We start from the raw sequence: 15,594 nt of genomic DNA on the forward strand, positions 1-15,594 counted from the left end.
GCCCACTGGCGGGAATCGATACGATGAGCCCATGGTTCTCCTCGACGTGAGTGACAAGGCGCCGGGCTCGCTGCTCGTGGCGCGGCTGCACGTCGACCTGTGCCGCCGCACCAGTGCGGCATGTCCGCGCGGCTGACGCCGCCCCGCGCCCGCGCACCACAGCACCGCCGCCCCGGCACAGCCACCCACCGCACCGCAGCCCCGCCAGAACCGCACCACCCCCCTGACTTCTCCCGCATTCACTGGAGCGCAGCCATGGCCATCGAGGTCCGCATCCCGACCATCCTCCGCACGTACACCGACGGCCAGAAGGCCGTCGAAGGCGCCGGCGGCACGCTCGACGAGCTTTTCTCGGACCTCGACAGCCGGCACGCGGGCCTGCGCGAGCGCGTCGTGGACGGCGGCGAGCTGCGCCGCTTCGTGAACGTCTACCTCAACGACGAGGACGTCCGCTTCCTGGAGGGCATCGCCACCAAGCTCACCGACGGCGACAGCGTCACCATCCTCCCGGCCGTGGCCGGAGGCATGTACTGATGCGATACGACAGCCCGCTGGCGGCGGTCGGCAACACACCGCTGGTCCGCCTGCCGCGACTGTCCCCGTCCGACGACGTGAGCGTCTGGGCGAAGCTGGAGGACCGCAACCCCACGGGGTCGGTCAAGGACCGCCCGGCCCTGCACATGATCGAGCAGGCGGAGGCGGACGGCCGCCTCACCCCGGGCTGCACCATCCTGGAGCCCACCTCGGGCAACACCGGCATCTCACTGGCCATGGCCGCCCGCCTCAAGGGCTACCGGATCGTCTGCGTGATGCCGGAGAACACCTCCTCCGAGCGGCGCGAGCTGCTCGCGATGTGGGGCGCCGAGATCATCTCCTCCCCGGCCGCGGGCGGCTCCAACACCGCCGTCCGGGTCGCCAAGGAACTCGCCGCCGAGCACCCCGACTGGGTGATGCTCTACCAGTACGGCAACACCGCCAACCCGGCCGCGCACTACGCCACCACCGGCCCGGAGATCCTTGCCGACCTCCCCACGGTCACCCACTTCGTGGCGGGCCTGGGCACCACCGGCACCCTGATGGGCGTCGGCCGCTTCCTGCGCGAGAAGGTCCCCGGCGTGGCGATCGTGGCCGCCGAGCCGCGCTACGACGACGTCGTCTACGGGCTGCGCAACCTCGACGAGGGCTTCGTGCCCGAGCTGTACGACGAGTCCGTGCTCACCACCCGCTTCTCCGTCGGCTCGCAGGACGCGGTCCGCCGCACCCGTGAACTCCTCCAGCAGGAGGGCATCTTCGCCGGTGTCTCCACCGGCGCCGCGCTGCACGCCGCGCTCGGCGTCGCCGCCAAGGCGCAGCGCGCGGGCGAGCGCGCCGACGTCGTCTTCGTGGTCGCCGACGGCGGCTGGAAGTACCTGTCGACCGGCATTTACACCGCGCCCTCCACCGAGGCCGCCGTCGAGGCGCTGCACGGCCAGCTCTGGGCCTGACGCCCGCCACGCGCCCGGGGGGAGCACCCGCCCCCGGGCCCCCGCCACCCCGCCCGTACTGGTGATTCCGCCCACAACGGGGTGCGGGAGAGGCGCGTGAGGGACCCCCGCGCCTTACCCTCTCAAGATGGCGGACCGCTCCCGCCAATCCCCCCACTCCAGCCGGAATGGGGTGATGTGGTGCGCCTGCGGAGGTGTTTCCAGGAATGAAGCTCACCGTCGTCGGCTGCTCGGGGTCGTTCCCGTCCGCGGAATCGGCTTGTTCGAGCTACCTCGTCGAGGCCGACGGCTTCAGGCTGCTGATCGACATGGGCAACGGCGCCCTTGGCGAACTGCAGCGCCACTGCGGCCTGTACGACCTGGACGCCGTACTGCTCAGCCATCTGCACGCCGACCACTGCATCGACATGTGCGGCTACTTCGTGGCCCGCTACTACCGGCACGACGGCGGCCCCGCCGCCGCGATCCCGGTCTACGGCCCCGAGGGCACCGAGCGGCGGCTCAGCATCGCCTACGGTGACGTCCCGGACGAGAAGTGCATGAGCGAGGTCTTCGACTTCCGCACCCTGGAGCCGGGCAACCTGCGGCTGGGACCGTTCTCGATCACCACCGACCAGGTCAGCCACCCGGTCGAGGCGTACGGCTTCCGGATCGAGCACGACGGCCGCACGCTCGCCTACTCCGGCGACACCGGTCCCTGCGACGCCCTGCTCGGGCTCGCGGCCGGCGCCGACCTGTTCCTGTGCGAGGCGTCCTTCACGTACGGCAAGGAGGACATCCCCGAGCTGCACCTCAACGGGCGCGAGGCAGGGGACGCGGCGACCGCCGCGGGCGCCTCCCGGCTGGTGCTCACCCACATCCCGCCGTGGACCAACCCGGCCGTCAACCTCCGCGACGCGCAGGCCACGTACGACGGCCCGGTGGAACTGGCCGTCTCCGGCGCGGTGTACGAGATCTGACCGCGGCCGCACGTACGACGCAGGGCCCGGAACCGTCCACGGTTCCGGGCCCTGCGTCGTGCTGTGGTGAGGAGGGTCAGGCGTACGTCACCTGGTGATGTCCTCGATCTCCTCCTCGGGCTCGCGGCCCGGGGTGGGGATGTTGAACTTCACGATGGCGAACCGGAACACGAAGTAGTAGATCGCGCCGAAGCACAGGCCGATCGGGATGATCAGCCACGGCTTGGTGGCGAGGTTCCAGTTCAGCGCGTAGTCGATGAAGCCCGCGGAGAAGGTGAAGCCCGCGTGCACGCCCAGCGCCCAGGTGATGGCCATCGACGCCGCGGTCAGCACGGCGTGGATCGCGTAGAGCAGCGGCGCGATGAACATGAACGAGAACTCGATCGGCTCGGTGACACCGGTGACGAACGAGGTCAGGGCCAGCGAGATCATCATGCCCAGCACGGCCTTGCGGCGCTCGGGGCGGGCGGTGTGCGCCATGGCGAGCGCGGCGGCCGGCAGACCGAACATCATGATCGGGAAGAAGCCCGCCATGAACTGGCCCGCGGTCGGGTCGTGGGCGAAGAAGCGGGTCAGGTCGCCGTGCACGACGGTGCCGGAGGCGTCCTTGAAGTCACCGATCTGGAACCAGGCGACCGAGTTGACGAACTGGTGCATGCCGACCGGGATCAGACCGCGGTTGATCAGGCCGAACAGACCCGCGCCGAACGCGCCCAGGCCCGTCATCCACTCGCCGAAGTGGCTGATGCCCTCACCGATCGGCTTCCAGACCAGACCGAAGAAGACACCCATGCCGGTGCCGACGAACGCCATGATGATCGGGACCAGCCGGCGGCCGTTGAAGAAGCCGAGCCAGTCGACCAGCTTGGTGCGGTGGAAGCGCTGCCACAGCACGGCCGCCAGCAGACCCATGACGATGCCGCCCAGGACACCGGGGTTGTTGTACGTGGCAGCGACGTCGACGCCCTTGTTGGCCGTGGTGTTGACCACCGCGTCGGTGACCGGGAACGCCTGGATCACCCGGCTGTAGACCAGGAACCCGACCAGCGCGGCGAGCGCGGTGGAGCCGTCGGCCTTCTTCGCGAAGCCGATGGCCACGCCTATGCAGAACAGCAGCGGCAGGTTGTCGAAGACGGCGCCGCCGGCCTCGGCGAACACGGTCGCGACCTTGCCCCAGTGCAGCCCCGTCTTGCCGAAGACGTCGTCCTGGCCGAGCCGGAGCAGAATGCCGGCGGCCGGCAGCACGGCGATCGGGAGCTGCAGGCTCCGACCGACCTTCTGCAGGCCCTGGAAAATGCCGGATCCCCGCTTCTTCGCGGGGGCCGCCGTGGCGGTGGCCGTACTCATCAGATTCCTCCTGGTGACGCGGGCGCAAGAAGGGGGACGGCCCGCCGCCATGGTCTATACCACTCAGTGGTGTAGACCAGTTTTAACACGTGAGGGACGCGTAAAGGAATCCTCGATTCCGTGTGTCCTGGGTCACAGGACAAAGGCCCCCAAGTCCACGGACTTGGGGGCCTTTCCGAGGCCGAAACGTGATGTGGCGGGGCCGTCGGCCACGCGGCGGTCACACCGCGGTCACGCCTTGATGTTCGCCGACTCCATCTCGTCCCCGATCTCGTCGGGCTCCCGGCCGGGGGTCTTCAGATCGAACCTGGTGATCACGAACCGGAAGATCGCGTAGTAGACGACGGCGAAGCACGCGCCGATGATCAGGATCATCCAGGGCTTGGTGGCCAGGTTCCAGTTGAGGGCGTAGTCGATCAGACCGGCGGAGAAGCTGAACCCGTCCTTGACGCCCAGGCCCCAGCACACCGCCATCGAGACGCCGGTCAGCACCGCGTGCAGCGCGTACAGCAGCGGCGCGATGAACAGGAAGCTGTACTCGATCGGCTCGGTGATACCGGTGACCAGCGACGTCAGGGCGACCGAGAGCATCATGCCGCCGATCTCCTTGCGGCGGTGCGGCTTGGCGCAGTGCGCGATCGCCAGCGCCGCGGCGGGCAGCGCGAACATCATGATCGGGAAGAAGCCGGTCTGGAACTGGCCCGCCGTCGGGTCGCCCGCCAGGAAGCGCGGGATGTCGCCGTGCACCACGGTGCCGTCCGGTTTCGTGAAGTCGCCGAACTGGAACCACACGAAGGTGTTCAGGAACTGGTGCAGGCCGATGGTGAGCAGCGCCCGGTTGGCCACGCCGAAGATGCCCGAGCCGCCCGAGCCCAGGTCGACCAGCCACTTGCTGAAGCTGGTCAGCGCGTCGCCGATCGGCGGCCAGACCCAGGTGCAGAGCACCGCGAAGACGATCGCCACCCCGGACATGATGATCGGGACGAGCCGGCGGCCGTTGAAGAAGCCGAGCCAGTCGACCAGCTTGGTGCGGTGGAAGCGCTGCCAGAAGTACGCGGTCAGCAGGCCGAGCACGATGCCGCCGAAGACGCCGGGGTTCTGGTACGTCGCCGCGGCGGCCGGGCCGGCCTTGGAGATGCAGACGCCCGCGGTGTAGACGGTGTCGGGGCCGCAGTCCTTGGGGAACTGGTGCAGCACGCCGTTGTAGACCAGGAACCCGGCCACCGCGGCGAGCGCCGTGGAGCCGTCCGACTTCTTGGCCATGCCGATGGCGACGCCGATGCAGAACAGCAGCGGCAGGCCGACCGTGCCGTCGATCAGGGCGCCGCCGGCGCCCGCGAAGACCTTGGCGAGCCGGTCCCAGCCGAGCCCGTCCGCGCCGAAGACGTCGGGCTGGCCGAGCCGGTTGAGGATGCCGGCGGCGGGCAGCACCGCGATCGGCAACTGCAGGCTGCGGCCCATCTTCTGGAGGCCCTGGAAGAGGATCGAGCCGCGGGACTTGCGCGGCGCCGCGGGAGACGCGGTCTCCGAACTCATCCGGTGTCCTCCCTGACGGCCGCGGCCGGCCGGTCCCGTACAGTGGTGTAGACCACTTGCGGCGCGAGTGGTGCGGAGGGGTGCCACCGCCCGGTTCGGCGGGGGTGCCCGTGAGCGCCATGTTTCTCTACATGGCGGTCAACCGCCCGTGAAGCTGGGCCAACCGTGCGTTACCGTGACATATCGGACTCACGGTGGGTCAGGGAAACAGGAGACAGACATGGCCAGCAAGGCTGAGAAGATCGTCGCCGGTCTCGGCGGGCTCGACAACATCGAAGAGGTCGAGGGCTGCATCACCCGGCTGCGTACCGAGGTCAAGGACCCCGCCCTCGTCGACGAGGCCGCGCTCAAGGCCGCGGGCGCCCACGGCGTCGTCAAGATGGGCACCGCCATCCAGGTCGTCATCGGCACCGACGCCGACCCGATCGCGGCGGACATCGAAGACATGATGTAGTCCCGGCGGCGCGCCCCCGGACACCCGCCATGGGGTGCCACCGTCCGGCCCGCGGGGCGCGCTCACCCGGATAGGCTCAACGCCATGTCACGATTCGACGGCCGCACCCCCGACCAGCTCCGCCCCGTCACCATCGAGCGCGGCTGGAGCAAGCACGCAGAAGGCTCCGTCCTCGTCTCCTTCGGCGACACCCGCGTGCTGTGCACCGCCAGCGCCACCCAGGGCGTACCCCGCTGGCGCAAGGGCAGCGGCGAGGGCTGGGTCACCGCCGAGTACTCGATGCTGCCGCGCGCCACCAACACCCGCGGCGACCGCGAGTCCGTCCGCGGCAAGATCGGCGGCCGCACCCACGAGATCTCCCGCCTCATCGGCCGCTCCCTGCGCGCCGTCATCGACTACAAGGCGCTCGGCGAGAACACCATCGTCCTGGACTGCGACGTCCTCCAGGCCGACGGCGGTACCCGCACCGCGGCGATCACCGGCGCGTACGTCGCCCTCGCCGACGCCGTCTCCTGGATGCAGGCCAACCGCCTCATCCGCGCCAAGGCCCAGCCGCTCACCGGCACCGTCTCCGCCGTCAGCGTCGGCATCGTCGGCGGCGTCCCGCTGCTCGACCTCGCCTACGAGGAGGACGTCAAGGCCGAGACCGACATGAACGTCGTCTGCACCGGCGACGGCCGCTTCGTCGAGGTCCAGGGCACCGCCGAGGGCCAGCCCTTCGACCGCGCCGAACTCGACTCGCTGCTCGACCTCGCCGTCGCCGGCTGCGCCGACCTCGCCACCGCCCAGCGCGCCGCACTCGCCGCCGCCGCCGAGGCCGCGGAGGCCGGCGGCTCCTGACGCAACCCTGACGGCGGCTGCCGCGTGTGTAGAGATACGCACCCGGCGGCCGCCGGGCGCGGGCCGGGGGAGGGGCCCTGAGATGAGCCGCACGCGCACCAGCCGTCGTCGTACCGTGCTCGCCACCACCACCGCCGTGGCCGTACTGCTCGGGGGCGCCGCCCTCACCGCGTGCGCCGGCGTCCACCGCGCACTCGACTGCGCCAGAACGGCCGCCAGCATCGCCGGAGACGTTCAGGACCTGCAGAACTCCGCCACCAACGTCGGCCAGGTCTCCGACGCCTCCCGCCGCAAGAACACCGTCAACTCCCTCGACAAGGTCGAGCGCGACCTCAAGAAGCTCGGCGGCAAGGACCGCGGCAAGGACGTGAACAAGGCCGTCGACGACCTCGACACCGCCGTGCACAACGCCCGCACCGCCGCCGACCAGGGCAAGACGCCCGACCTCGCACCGGTCGGCAGCGCCGCCTCCCATCTGACCGGGGTCTGCGCCAAGGGGTGACGCGGGGGCTGGACGGGGGCAGCCGGGCGGCGGGCGGGATAATCACCGCATGACCCGCCGCCTCGTACTCGCCACCCGCAACGCCCACAAGGTCACCGAACTCCGGGCGATCCTCGCCGAGACCGGCCTCGACGTGGACCTCGTCGGCGCCGACGCGTACCCCGAGATCCCCGACGTCAAGGAGACCGGCGTCACCTTCGCCGAGAACGCCCTCCTCAAGGCGCACACCCTCGCCCAGGCCACCGGACTGCCCGCGATCGCCGACGACTCCGGCCTCTGCGTCGACATCCTCGGCGGCGCCCCCGGCATCTTCTCCGCCCGCTGGGCGGGCCGCCACGGCGACGACGCCGCCAACCTCGCGCTGCTCCTCGCCCAGCTCGGCGACATCGAGCACCCCCACCGCGCCGCCCACTTCGCCTGCGCCGCCGCCCTCGCCCTCCCCGACGGCACCACCCGCGTCGCCGAAGGCCGCCTGCACGGCACCCTCCGCCACACCCCCACGGGCACCAACGGCTTCGGCTACGACCCCATCCTCCAGCCCGACGACTCCCCCCACACCTGCGCCGAACTCACCCCGGCCCAGAAGAACGCCATCAGCCACCGCGGCAAAGCCTTCCGCGCCCTGGCCCCGCTGGTGGCGGAACTCCTCGACTGACCCCGGCCCGGCCCCGGGAAGCGGCAACGCCGAAGGCCCGCCCCACGCGGTGGGACGGGCCTTTCGGGGTGTGCGGCCGGTGGGACTCGAACCCACACGGGATTTCTCCCACTGGGACCTAAACCCAGCTCGGCTGCCAGTTACGACACGGCCGCGTGTCATCGACCATGCTAGCGAGCCGGGGGCCCGTGTGGAGGCCCGGTACCGTCAGATCGCCAGGTCCTTGAGGAGTTTGGCCACGTGGCCGGTGGCCTTCACGTTGTAGAAGGCGTGTTCCACCGTGCCGTCGGGGGCGACGATGACGGTGGAGCGGATGACGCCCGTGACGGTCTTGCCGTAGAGCTTCTTCTCGCCGAAGGCGCCGTAGGCGGTGAGGACGGACTTGTCCTGGTCGGCCACGAGGGTGACCTTGAGGGACTCCTTCTCGCGGAACTTGGCGAGCTTCTCGGGCTTGTCGGGGGAGATGCCGATGACGTCGTAGCCGGCGGCGGCGAGGACGTCGAGGTTGTCGGTGAAGTCGCAGGCCTGCTTGGTGCAGCCCGGGGTGAGGGCGGCGGGGTAGAAGTAGACGATGACCTTGCGGCCGCGGTGGTCGGCGAGGGAGACGGGGTTGCCGTCGGCATCCGGAAGGGTGAAGTCGGGGGCGGTGTCGCCGGGGGCGAGACGCTCGGACATGGGGAAGCTCCTCAGGCAAACGGGGTGCCGACGGGGCGCGGGCCGCGTCGTACTGACAGACTGTCCGAACGCTACCGAATCAGGCGATGGAGGAGTTGCGGTGTCGGAAGGCAGGACGCCCGCTCAGATCGAGGCGGAGATCACCCGCAGGCGGCAGGATCTCGCGGCGACGCTGGACGAGATCGCGGTCCGGGTGCACCCCACGACGATCGTGCGGGACACGAAGGCCAAGGCCGTCTCCGCGGTGGACCGCACCGTCGGGCAGGCGTACGTGGCCGCGCACCGGGCGGTCAGCCGCACCCGGTCGCGCTTCGTCACCGAGGACGGCTCCCCCCGGCTGGACCGGATCGTGCCGGTCGCCGTGGCCGGGGTGGCGGTGGTGGCAGTGGTGGCCGGTCTCTCGGTACGGCGCCGCCGCCGGTAACGTCGTGGCCGTGAGTTCGAAGAGTGAGCACGACAAGCTGCCCATCCGCATGCTGCACGACCGCGTTCTGGTGCGGCAGGACAGCGGTGAGGGCGAGCGCCGCAGCGGCGGCGGCATCCTGATTCCGGCGACCGCCGCCGTCGGCAAGCGGCTGGCCTGGGCCGAGGTCGTCGCGGTGGGCCAGAACGTACGGACGGTGGAGGTCGGCGACCGGGTCCTCTACGACCCGGAGGACCGGGCCGAGGTCGAGGTGCGCGGTGTCGCGTACGTCCTGATGCGCGAGCGCGATCTGCACGCCGTGGCCGCCGAGCGGCTCCAGGGCTCCGAGGACTCCACCGGGCTGTATCTGTAGCGCGGCACGATTCCGCGGCCGGAGATCCCCGATCCCCGGCCGCCCGCCCGTCAGCCGCCCGGCGTCGCGCCGCCGCCGGCCGCCCCGCCCGTGCCGCCGCCCGTGGTGCCCCCTCGGCCGCCGGTGCCTCCGCCGCCACCCGTGCCGCCGCCGGCTCCGCCACCGCCCCCGGTGATGCCGCCGATCGGCGACAGCGTCGAGGTGTCGGTCGGGACCGGATCGGTGGTCGGCGGCGCGGTGGGCCACGTCCGGGTGTCGGTGGGCGTCGGCGGAGTGACCGGCGGCGTCGTCGACGGGGTCGACGGCGGCGGGCTGGTCGGCGACTGCGTGGTGTCGGTCGGCGTCGGCGCGGTGGTCTGCGGGAGCGAGCCCGCGCCGCTCTCCAGCTTGAGGTCGAAGTCCTGCTGGGGGACGCCGTGCAGGGCGGTGGCGGTGTAGTCGGCCCAGACGCTGCCGGACGGGCCGCCGCCGTTGACCCGGTCCTGGCCCATGGCGCCGTAGAGGCTCTCCTGCGCCCCGGTGTCGGGGTTCATGCCGAACACCGCGACGACGGTGGCGAGTTTGGGCGTGTAGCCCGCGAACCAGGCGGCCTTGTCGTCCTCGGCGGTGCCGGTCTTGGCGGCCGACGGCCAGCCGGAGTCCTGGGCGGCGTACGCGGTCGCGCCGGGGCTCTCGACGACGCTCCGCAGGACGGAGGTGGTGGTGTCGGCGGCGGACCGCGGCACCGACTGCACCGGCTCCCGCTTCGGCAGGCTGAGGTCGTCGCCGTCCTTGGTGACCTTGCTGACCAGGGAGTACGGGATCTCCTTGCCGTGGTCGGCGAGGGTCGCGTACACCTGGGCCATGTCCAGCGGGCTGGCGCCGAAGGAGCCGAGCGCCATGGCGGGCGTGGTGGGGATCTTCACCCCGTCGGGCATCCCGAGGTCGTGCGCGGTGTCGACGACCTTGGAGGTGCCGACGTCCTGCGCCATCTGCGCGTAGACGGCGTTGACGGACTTGTCCATGGCGCGGGTGACGGTGATCGAGGGGAAGGTGTTGCCGTCCTCGTTGCCCGGCTTGTAGCCGGTGGGGCCGTCGGGGCCGATCACCTCGCGGTGGTTCTGGCCGTCGTACATCGTGTTCGGCGTGATGGTCTCGCCGTCCTGCGTCTGCGAGTCGTGCTGGACGGCGGAGGTGAACACCACCGGCTTGAAGGTCGAACCGACCTGGTACGTGGCGTTGGTGGCGCTGCTGACGTACTGCTTGGTGTAGTCGACGCCGCCGTAGAGCGCCACGACGTTGCCGGTGGCGGGGTCGATGGAGGCACCGCCCGCGCGGACGTACTTGTCGGCGGTCCTCTTGCCGAGCTTGTCGTAGACGTGCTTCTGCGCGGCGGCGACGAAGGCGTCCTCCTTCGGCTTCTGGATCGTGGTGACGATCCGGTAGCCGCCGCGGTGCAGGGTGTCGGCGTCGATGATGTTGTTGTCGGCGAGATAGCGGTTGACGGCCTCGATGATGTAGCCGCGCTGGCCGGACTTGCTGGCGACGGGCTTGGGCTTGCCGATGGTCGGGAACACGGTGGCGCTGCGCTCCGAGGGGGTGAGCCAGCCCTCCTTGACCATGCCGTCGAGTACGTAGTTCCAACGGCCCTTGGCGGCGGGCGCGTTCTCCGGGTGCGCGGCGAGGTCGTACTCGCTGGGGGCGTTGAGCAGGGTGGCGAGATAGGCGCCCTCGGCGGTGGTGAGGCTCGCGGCGTCCTTGCCGAAGTACGCCTGCGAGGCGGCCTGGATGCCGTAGGCGTTGCGGCCGTAGTAGCTGGTGTTGAGATACCCCTCGAGGATCTGGTCCTTGGTCTCGTTGCGGTCCAGCTTGATCGCGATGAAGAACTCCTTGACCTTCCGGCCCGCGGTCTGGTCCTGGTTGAGGTAGTAGTTCTTCACGTACTGCTGGGTGATGGTCGAACCGGACTGCCTGCCCTTGCCGGTGGCGGTGTTCCAGGCGGCGCGCACCATGGCCTTCGGGCTGACCGCGGACTCGTGGTAGAAGTTGCGGTCCTCGGCGGAGAGCACGGCGTACTGCGCGGTCTTGGCGACGCCGCTGAGCGTGACGTTCTGCCGGTTGACGGCGCCGTCGCGGGCCAGCTCGGTCTTGCCGTCGGCGTAGTAGTAGACGTTGCTCTGCGCGGTCGCGGCGGCGTTGGCGTCCGGGATGGAGACCAGGGCGTAGCCGAGGAAGAAGGCGCCGATGCCCAGCACGAGCACGGTGAGGATGCCGCCGGTCACCATCCGCCAGGTGGGGAGCAGCCGGCGCAGCCCGGTGCGGCGGGGGCGGCCGCGGCGGTCGGTGAGCGTCGGGCGGGGTCCCCAGCCCGCGGATCCGGCGGGCTGGGGACCGCCGAACCCGCCGGCTCCGCCCGTCATCCGATTCGCTTCGTCACTCATAACTGTGGGGACTCCTCCGCCGCCGCCGAGGTTGGGTGTGCGGCGGGAACAACTTGGACCAAACGTTACGTACACCTACGTACGTAGCCTTCCTACACTGCCGCATCCTCCGTCTGTCCGAGATCGCCCGCGCGTATCCGTGACAGGGCTGTGACAGGCGGGACGCGGCCCGCCGGGGTCCCGGGAGGGCCGAAAATCCCTTGGTGGGCCCGGGTCGTGGCCGGGTAAGGTCGTGCGCTTGTGTGCCGGGCGGCTGGGGTCGGAGGTCATGGGGTGGCGGCAGGGGTGGTGACAAGGTTCACAGCGGGACTGGCGGGACGGACGAGCGCGTTGACGGCGGCGCTGTCGGCGGGGAACGGTGGCTTCTACGGGGCGGTGCTGGTGCGCGGCTTCCGGCGGCACGCGACCTACCGGACGGCGACGGCGGCGGGCGTCTTCACCAACTCGGTCTTCGGCCTGATCGTCTCCTACACCTACATCGCGCTGTGGGACCAGCGCCCGCACCTGGGCGGATACACCCAGGCGCAGGCGCTGACGTACGTCTGGGTCGGGCAGGCGCTGCTGCAGACGATGGCGCTGATGGGCGGCGGCTTCGAGGACGAGCTGATGGAGCGGATCAGGAACGGCGACATCGCGGTGGACCTGTACCGGCCTGCCGACCTGCAGCTCTGGTGGCTGGCCGCGGACCTGGGCAGGTCGGCGTTCCATCTGCTGGGGCGCGGGGTGCTGCCCATGGTGTGCGGGGCGCTCGTCTTCGAGCTGGCGCTGCCGCGGGGGCCGGGGACCTGGCTGCTCTTCCTGGTGTCGGTGGCGCTGGGGGTGGTGGTCAGCTTCGGGGTGCGCTTCCTGGTGGCGCTGAGCGCCTTCTGGCTGCTGGACGGCGCGGGGGTGAGCCAGGTGGCGTTCCTGTCGGGGTTGTTCTTCTCCGGGATGCTGCTGCCGCTGACCGTCTTCCCCGGGCTGCTGGGCGAGGTCGCGCGGGCGCTGCCGTGGGCGGCGATGCTCCAGGTGCCCGCGGACGTCCTGCTGGGGCGGCACCGGGGGACCGGCGCGCTGCTCGCGCTGGCCTTCCAGGCGGGCTGGGCGGCGGCGCTGCTGCTGGCCGGGCGCGCGCTGCAGTCGGTCGCGGCGCGCCGGGTGGTGGTGCAGGGTGGCTGAGATCGTGACAGGGACGGCGGCGGACACCGCGACGGCGACGGCGGCGGACACCGGGGCGGAGACCCTGGCCTTCCGGGTGACGGAGACCGTCCGCACCTACCGGCTGATCGTCGCCATGTGGGTGCGCTCCACGATGGCCTACCGCACGTCCTTCGTGCTCACCGCGATCGGCAACTTCGCCGCGACCGGCCTGGACTTCGTGACGATCATGCTGATGTTCTCGCGGATCACGGTGCTCGGCGGCTTCACCCTGCCCGAGATCGCCTTCCTGTACGGCACCACCAGCACCGCGTTCGGCATCGCGGACCTGCTGCTCGGCTCGATGGACCGGCTGGGCCGCCGGGTCCGTGACGGCACCCTCGACACCCTGCTGCTGCGCCCCGTCCCGGTGCTGGCGCAGGTCGCCGCCGACCGCTTCGCGCTGCGCCGCCTCGGCCGGATCACCCAGGGCGGCCTGGTCCTCGGCTGGTCGCTGGCGCACATCCACGTGGCCTGGACGCCGGTGAAGGCCGCGATGGTGCCGATGACGGTGCTGTCCGGCGCGGTGATCTTCAGCGCGGTGTACGTGGCGGGCGGCGCCTTCCAGTTCTGGGCGGGGGACGCCTCCGAGGTGCAGAACTCCGTGACGTACGGCGGCAACACGATGCTGCAGTACCCGCCGGGTCTGTTCGCCCGCGACCTCGTCCGCGGTGTCACCTTCGTGGTGCCGCTGGCCTTCGTCAACTGGCTGCCCGCCCTTCACATCCTGGGCGAGCCCGACCCGCTCGGCCTGCCGCGCTGGGTGGACTTCACCTCCCCGCTGGTCGCCGTCGGGTGCTGCGCGCTCGCCGGCGCGGCCTGGCGGGTGGGCCTCCGTTCGTACCGCAGCACAGGGAGTTGAGGCATGTCAGCCGAGCCGATCATCGCGCTCGACGGGGTCGAGAAGGTCTTCGACGTACGCCGCAAGGCCGGTCCGCTGCGCCGCGAGCGCCACCAGGTGCGGGCGGTCGACGGCATCTCCTTCACGGTGCCGCGCGGCGAGATCGTCGGCTACATCGGCCCCAACGGCGCGGGGAAGTCCACGACGATCAAGATGCTCACCGGCATCCTCAACCCCAGCGGCGGCCGGATCCGGATCTGCGGGCTGGACCCGACCCGCGAGCGCACCCGGCTGGCCCGCAGGATCGGCGTGGTCTTCGGCCAGCGCACCACCCTGTGGTGGGACCTTCCGCTGCGCGACTCGTACCAACTGGTCCGACGTATGTACCGGATCGAGGACGCCCGCTACGCCCGCAACCTCGACGCCTGCGTCGAACTCCTCGACCTCGGGCCGCTGCTGGACGTCCCCGTACGGCAGCTCTCGCTCGGCCAGCGGATGCGCGGTGACATCGCCGCGGCACTGCTGCACGACCCCGAGGTGCTCTACCTCGACGAGCCCACGATCGGCCTGGACGTGATCAGCAAGTCGAAGGTCCGCGACTTCCTGCGGGAGGTCAACGCCGAGCGCGGCACGACCGTGCTGCTCACCACGCACGACCTCACCGACATCGAGCAGCTGTGCGGCCGGGTGATGGTGATCGACCACGGGCGGCTGATGTACGACGGCGGGCTCGACGGTCTGCACGAGGTCGGCGAGAGCGAGCGCACCCTGGTGGCCGACTTCGCCCGCGAGCTGCCGCCGGTCGAGGTGGCGGGCGCCCGCCACGTCAGGACCGAGGGGCCCCGGCAGTGGCTTGCCTTCCCCGCGGCCGCCAGCGCCGCGCCCCTGGTGGCGGCGGTCGCCGCCCGCTACCCGCTGGTCGACCTGTCGATCCGCGAGCCCGCGATCGAGGACGTGATCGCCCGGATGTACGGGGCGGCGGCGGGCGGCTCCGGCTGACGGCAGGCCGGATGCGGCCCCGAGGACCGGGGCTAAAGTGGTGTAAGGGACACGGCGACAGGTATCGGAGACACCATGCGCCGACACCGCCGTACCACGCCGGACTCCGCCCAGGAGCTGCTGACCAACCTGGGGCACCTCGTCGACGAGGCGCTGGAGCGGGTCAGGCTCCAGCGGGCCCGGGTGGACCTCGCCATAGCCCTCCAGCGCCATATGCTCCCGCCCGACCTGCCGAGCCTTCCCGGCGTGGGGATCGCCGCGCGGTACGTGCCCTCCCGCGGCGGCCTGGAGGTCGGCGGCGACTGGTACGACGCGTTCCTGCTGCCGGACGGGAAGGTCGCGATCGCCATCGGCGACGTGCAGGGCCACGACGTGGAGGCCATCGCCTTCATGGGGCAGGTGCGCACCAGCCTGCGGGTGCTGGCCACCGCCGCACCCGACCCCGGGAAGGTGCTGAGCGAGGCCAACGACCTGCTCATCTCGATGGGGAACGACCTCTTCGCGACCTGCTGCTTCCTGCACTTCGACCCGGCCACCGGAGACGTCGCCGTCGCCCGGGCCGGCCATGTCCCGCTGGTCTGGGCCACCCGGTCGGGCCAGTACGGCATCGCGCTCGACCGGGGCGGTCCGCCGCTGGGCGTGCTGGCCGGTGAGCGCTACCCGGTGACGCACCGGAAGGTGGCGGACGCCGGGTCGCTGGTGCTGCTCACCGACGGGGTGGTGGAGGGCCCGTCCTGTCCCATCGAGGAGGGGCTGGCGGCGGTGGCCCGGCTGGTGCGCACCGGGTGCGACGGCGACCCCGACGAACTCGCCGCCGATGTCATCAAGGTGGCCGATCTGACCGGCCACAGCGACGACGCGGCCGTCCTCGTCGTCCACTACGACGGGCCCCCGGTACTGGACTGAGCAGAGCTATCTCCCCGTTCGCGC

At 71.1% G+C, this 15,594-nt stretch carries 18 protein-coding genes and 1 tRNA gene; 14 read left to right on the forward strand and 5 right to left on the reverse strand.

What is annotated here, in order from left to right:
* The first annotated feature begins 31 nt into the window (after positions 1 to 31).
* From AB0M29_RS26715 to AB0M29_RS26730, 4 genes are all read left to right on the forward strand, one after another.
* The gene (locus AB0M29_RS26715; protein WP_365386905.1) at positions 32 to 136 is read left to right on the forward strand and encodes a putative leader peptide; all 105 of its coding nucleotides are present in this window, start codon (positions 32 to 34) and stop codon (positions 134 to 136) included.
* Between the two features lie 119 nt (positions 137 to 255).
* On the forward strand, positions 256 to 534 hold the full coding sequence (locus tag AB0M29_RS26720) for a MoaD/ThiS family protein (RefSeq protein WP_365386908.1): 279 nt from the start codon (positions 256 to 258) through the stop codon (positions 532 to 534).
* Positions 534 to 1,484: a cysteine synthase gene (locus AB0M29_RS26725; protein WP_365386910.1), complete on the forward strand. Its 951-nt coding sequence runs from the start codon at positions 534 to 536 to the stop codon at positions 1,482 to 1,484. The genes AB0M29_RS26720 and AB0M29_RS26725 overlap by 1 nt, the downstream gene beginning before the upstream one ends.
* Before the next feature lie 206 nt (positions 1,485 to 1,690).
* Entirely contained in the window at positions 1,691 to 2,443 is a 753-nt protein-coding gene (locus AB0M29_RS26730; protein WP_365386912.1) for an MBL fold metallo-hydrolase, read from the forward strand.
* Positions 2,444 to 2,530: 87 nt separating this feature from the next.
* Here AB0M29_RS26730 and AB0M29_RS26735 read toward each other — a convergent pair whose 3' ends face one another.
* Both AB0M29_RS26735 and AB0M29_RS26740 read right to left on the reverse strand, forming a co-directional pair.
* A complete protein-coding gene (locus tag AB0M29_RS26735; protein WP_365386914.1) occupies positions 2,531 to 3,790 on the reverse strand; it encodes a PTS transporter subunit EIIC in 1,260 nt (419 codons plus the stop codon).
* 231 nt (positions 3,791 to 4,021) lie between these two features.
* Entirely contained in the window at positions 4,022 to 5,326 is a 1,305-nt protein-coding gene (locus AB0M29_RS26740) for a PTS transporter subunit EIIC (protein WP_365386916.1), read from the reverse strand.
* Between the two features lie 220 nt (positions 5,327 to 5,546).
* Between AB0M29_RS26740 and AB0M29_RS26745 the strand changes: the two genes are divergently transcribed.
* The 4 genes from AB0M29_RS26745 to rdgB all read left to right on the forward strand — a co-directional run bounded on the left by AB0M29_RS26745 (position 5,547) and on the right by rdgB (position 7,777).
* On the forward strand, positions 5,547 to 5,780 hold the full coding sequence (locus AB0M29_RS26745; protein ID WP_365386918.1) for a PTS glucose/sucrose transporter subunit IIB: 234 nt from the start codon (positions 5,547 to 5,549) through the stop codon (positions 5,778 to 5,780).
* A gap of 84 nt (positions 5,781 to 5,864) precedes the next feature.
* Positions 5,865 to 6,620 (forward strand): ribonuclease PH, encoded by a 756-nt coding sequence (gene rph / locus AB0M29_RS26750; protein ID WP_365386921.1) that lies wholly within the window; start codon positions 5,865 to 5,867, stop codon positions 6,618 to 6,620.
* Positions 6,621 to 6,702: 82 nt separating this feature from the next.
* Positions 6,703 to 7,122 carry a hypothetical protein gene (locus tag AB0M29_RS26755; protein WP_365386923.1) on the forward strand — a complete coding sequence of 140 codons (420 nt, stop codon included), beginning with the start codon at positions 6,703 to 6,705 and terminating at the stop codon, positions 7,120 to 7,122.
* A 49-nt stretch (positions 7,123 to 7,171) separates the two neighbouring features.
* Positions 7,172 to 7,777, forward strand: a complete 606-nt coding sequence (rdgB, locus tag AB0M29_RS26760; RefSeq protein ID WP_365386925.1) for an RdgB/HAM1 family non-canonical purine NTP pyrophosphatase — start codon at positions 7,172 to 7,174, stop codon at positions 7,775 to 7,777.
* A 71-nt stretch (positions 7,778 to 7,848) separates the two neighbouring features.
* On the opposite strand, the gene AB0M29_RS26765 is transcribed toward rdgB, so the two are convergent.
* Both AB0M29_RS26765 and bcp read right to left on the reverse strand, forming a co-directional pair.
* Positions 7,849 to 7,932: transfer RNA gene (locus AB0M29_RS26765), tRNA-Leu, on the reverse strand.
* A 52-nt stretch (positions 7,933 to 7,984) separates the two neighbouring features.
* Complete coding sequence (gene bcp, locus AB0M29_RS26770) at positions 7,985 to 8,452, reverse strand: thioredoxin-dependent thiol peroxidase (protein ID WP_365386927.1); 468 nt, start codon at positions 8,450 to 8,452, stop codon at positions 7,985 to 7,987.
* Between the two features lie 100 nt (positions 8,453 to 8,552).
* On the opposite strand from bcp, the gene AB0M29_RS26775 reads away from it, so the two are divergent.
* Together AB0M29_RS26775 and AB0M29_RS26780 are read left to right on the forward strand one after the other, a co-directional pair.
* Complete coding sequence (locus tag AB0M29_RS26775; RefSeq protein ID WP_365386929.1) at positions 8,553 to 8,876, forward strand: DUF3618 domain-containing protein; 324 nt, start codon at positions 8,553 to 8,555, stop codon at positions 8,874 to 8,876.
* A 49-nt stretch (positions 8,877 to 8,925) separates the two neighbouring features.
* Positions 8,926 to 9,228 carry a co-chaperone GroES gene (locus AB0M29_RS26780; RefSeq protein WP_188282170.1) on the forward strand — a complete coding sequence of 101 codons (303 nt, stop codon included), beginning with the start codon at positions 8,926 to 8,928 and terminating at the stop codon, positions 9,226 to 9,228.
* Between the two features lie 50 nt (positions 9,229 to 9,278).
* Here the strand turns inward: AB0M29_RS26780 and AB0M29_RS26785 are convergent, their stop codons facing one another.
* A complete protein-coding gene (locus AB0M29_RS26785) occupies positions 9,279 to 11,648 on the reverse strand; it encodes a transglycosylase domain-containing protein (protein ID WP_365386931.1) in 2,370 nt (789 codons plus the stop codon).
* A gap of 375 nt (positions 11,649 to 12,023) precedes the next feature.
* On the opposite strand from AB0M29_RS26785, the gene AB0M29_RS26790 reads away from it, so the two are divergent.
* The 4 genes from AB0M29_RS26790 to AB0M29_RS26805 all read left to right on the forward strand — a co-directional run bounded on the left by AB0M29_RS26790 (position 12,024) and on the right by AB0M29_RS26805 (position 15,570).
* Positions 12,024 to 12,806, forward strand: a complete 783-nt coding sequence (locus tag AB0M29_RS26790) for an ABC-2 family transporter protein (protein WP_365386973.1) — start codon at positions 12,024 to 12,026, stop codon at positions 12,804 to 12,806.
* 64 nt (positions 12,807 to 12,870) lie between these two features.
* Complete coding sequence (locus AB0M29_RS26795; protein WP_365386975.1) at positions 12,871 to 13,686, forward strand: ABC transporter permease; 816 nt, start codon at positions 12,871 to 12,873, stop codon at positions 13,684 to 13,686.
* Between the two features lie 3 nt (positions 13,687 to 13,689).
* Positions 13,690 to 14,664, forward strand: a complete 975-nt coding sequence (locus tag AB0M29_RS26800) for an ATP-binding cassette domain-containing protein (protein ID WP_365386933.1) — start codon at positions 13,690 to 13,692, stop codon at positions 14,662 to 14,664.
* A 75-nt stretch (positions 14,665 to 14,739) separates the two neighbouring features.
* Entirely contained in the window at positions 14,740 to 15,570 is an 831-nt protein-coding gene (locus AB0M29_RS26805; RefSeq protein WP_365386935.1) for a PP2C family protein-serine/threonine phosphatase, read from the forward strand.
* The last annotated feature ends 24 nt before the right edge of the window (positions 15,571 to 15,594 follow it).

The sequence above is a fragment of the Streptomyces sp. NPDC051976 genome, from assembly GCF_040680795.1.
Lineage (GTDB): Bacteria > Actinomycetota > Actinomycetes > Streptomycetales > Streptomycetaceae > Actinacidiphila.

Bases quoted from the DNA above. Each gene is read 5' to 3' on its own strand.
- AB0M29_RS26745 (WP_365386918.1), top strand. From the start codon at position 5,547: ATGGCCAGCAAGGCTGAGAAGATCGTCGCCGGTCTCGGCGGGCTCGAC.
- AB0M29_RS26740 (WP_365386916.1), bottom strand. From the start codon at position 5,326: ATGAGTTCGGAGACCGCGTCTCCCGCGGCGCCGCGCAAGTCCCGCGGC.
- bcp (WP_365386927.1), bottom strand. From the start codon at position 8,452: ATGTCCGAGCGTCTCGCCCCCGGCGACACCGCCCCCGACTTCACCCTT.
- AB0M29_RS26805 (WP_365386935.1), top strand. From the start codon at position 14,740: ATGCGCCGACACCGCCGTACCACGCCGGACTCCGCCCAGGAGCTGCTG.
- AB0M29_RS26725 (WP_365386910.1), top strand. From the start codon at position 534: ATGCGATACGACAGCCCGCTGGCGGCGGTCGGCAACACACCGCTGGTC.
- AB0M29_RS26780 (WP_188282170.1), top strand. From the start codon at position 8,926: ATGCTGCACGACCGCGTTCTGGTGCGGCAGGACAGCGGTGAGGGCGAG.
- rph (WP_365386921.1), top strand. From the start codon at position 5,865: ATGTCACGATTCGACGGCCGCACCCCCGACCAGCTCCGCCCCGTCACC.
- AB0M29_RS26785 (WP_365386931.1), bottom strand. From the start codon at position 11,648: ATGAGTGACGAAGCGAATCGGATGACGGGCGGAGCCGGCGGGTTCGGC.
- AB0M29_RS26755 (WP_365386923.1), top strand. From the start codon at position 6,703: ATGAGCCGCACGCGCACCAGCCGTCGTCGTACCGTGCTCGCCACCACC.
- AB0M29_RS26720 (WP_365386908.1), top strand. From the start codon at position 256: ATGGCCATCGAGGTCCGCATCCCGACCATCCTCCGCACGTACACCGAC.
- AB0M29_RS26715 (WP_365386905.1), top strand. From the start codon at position 32: ATGGTTCTCCTCGACGTGAGTGACAAGGCGCCGGGCTCGCTGCTCGTG.
- AB0M29_RS26800 (WP_365386933.1), top strand. From the start codon at position 13,690: ATGTCAGCCGAGCCGATCATCGCGCTCGACGGGGTCGAGAAGGTCTTC.
- rdgB (WP_365386925.1), top strand. From the start codon at position 7,172: ATGACCCGCCGCCTCGTACTCGCCACCCGCAACGCCCACAAGGTCACC.
- AB0M29_RS26735 (WP_365386914.1), bottom strand. From the start codon at position 3,790: ATGAGTACGGCCACCGCCACGGCGGCCCCCGCGAAGAAGCGGGGATCC.
- AB0M29_RS26730 (WP_365386912.1), top strand. From the start codon at position 1,691: ATGAAGCTCACCGTCGTCGGCTGCTCGGGGTCGTTCCCGTCCGCGGAA.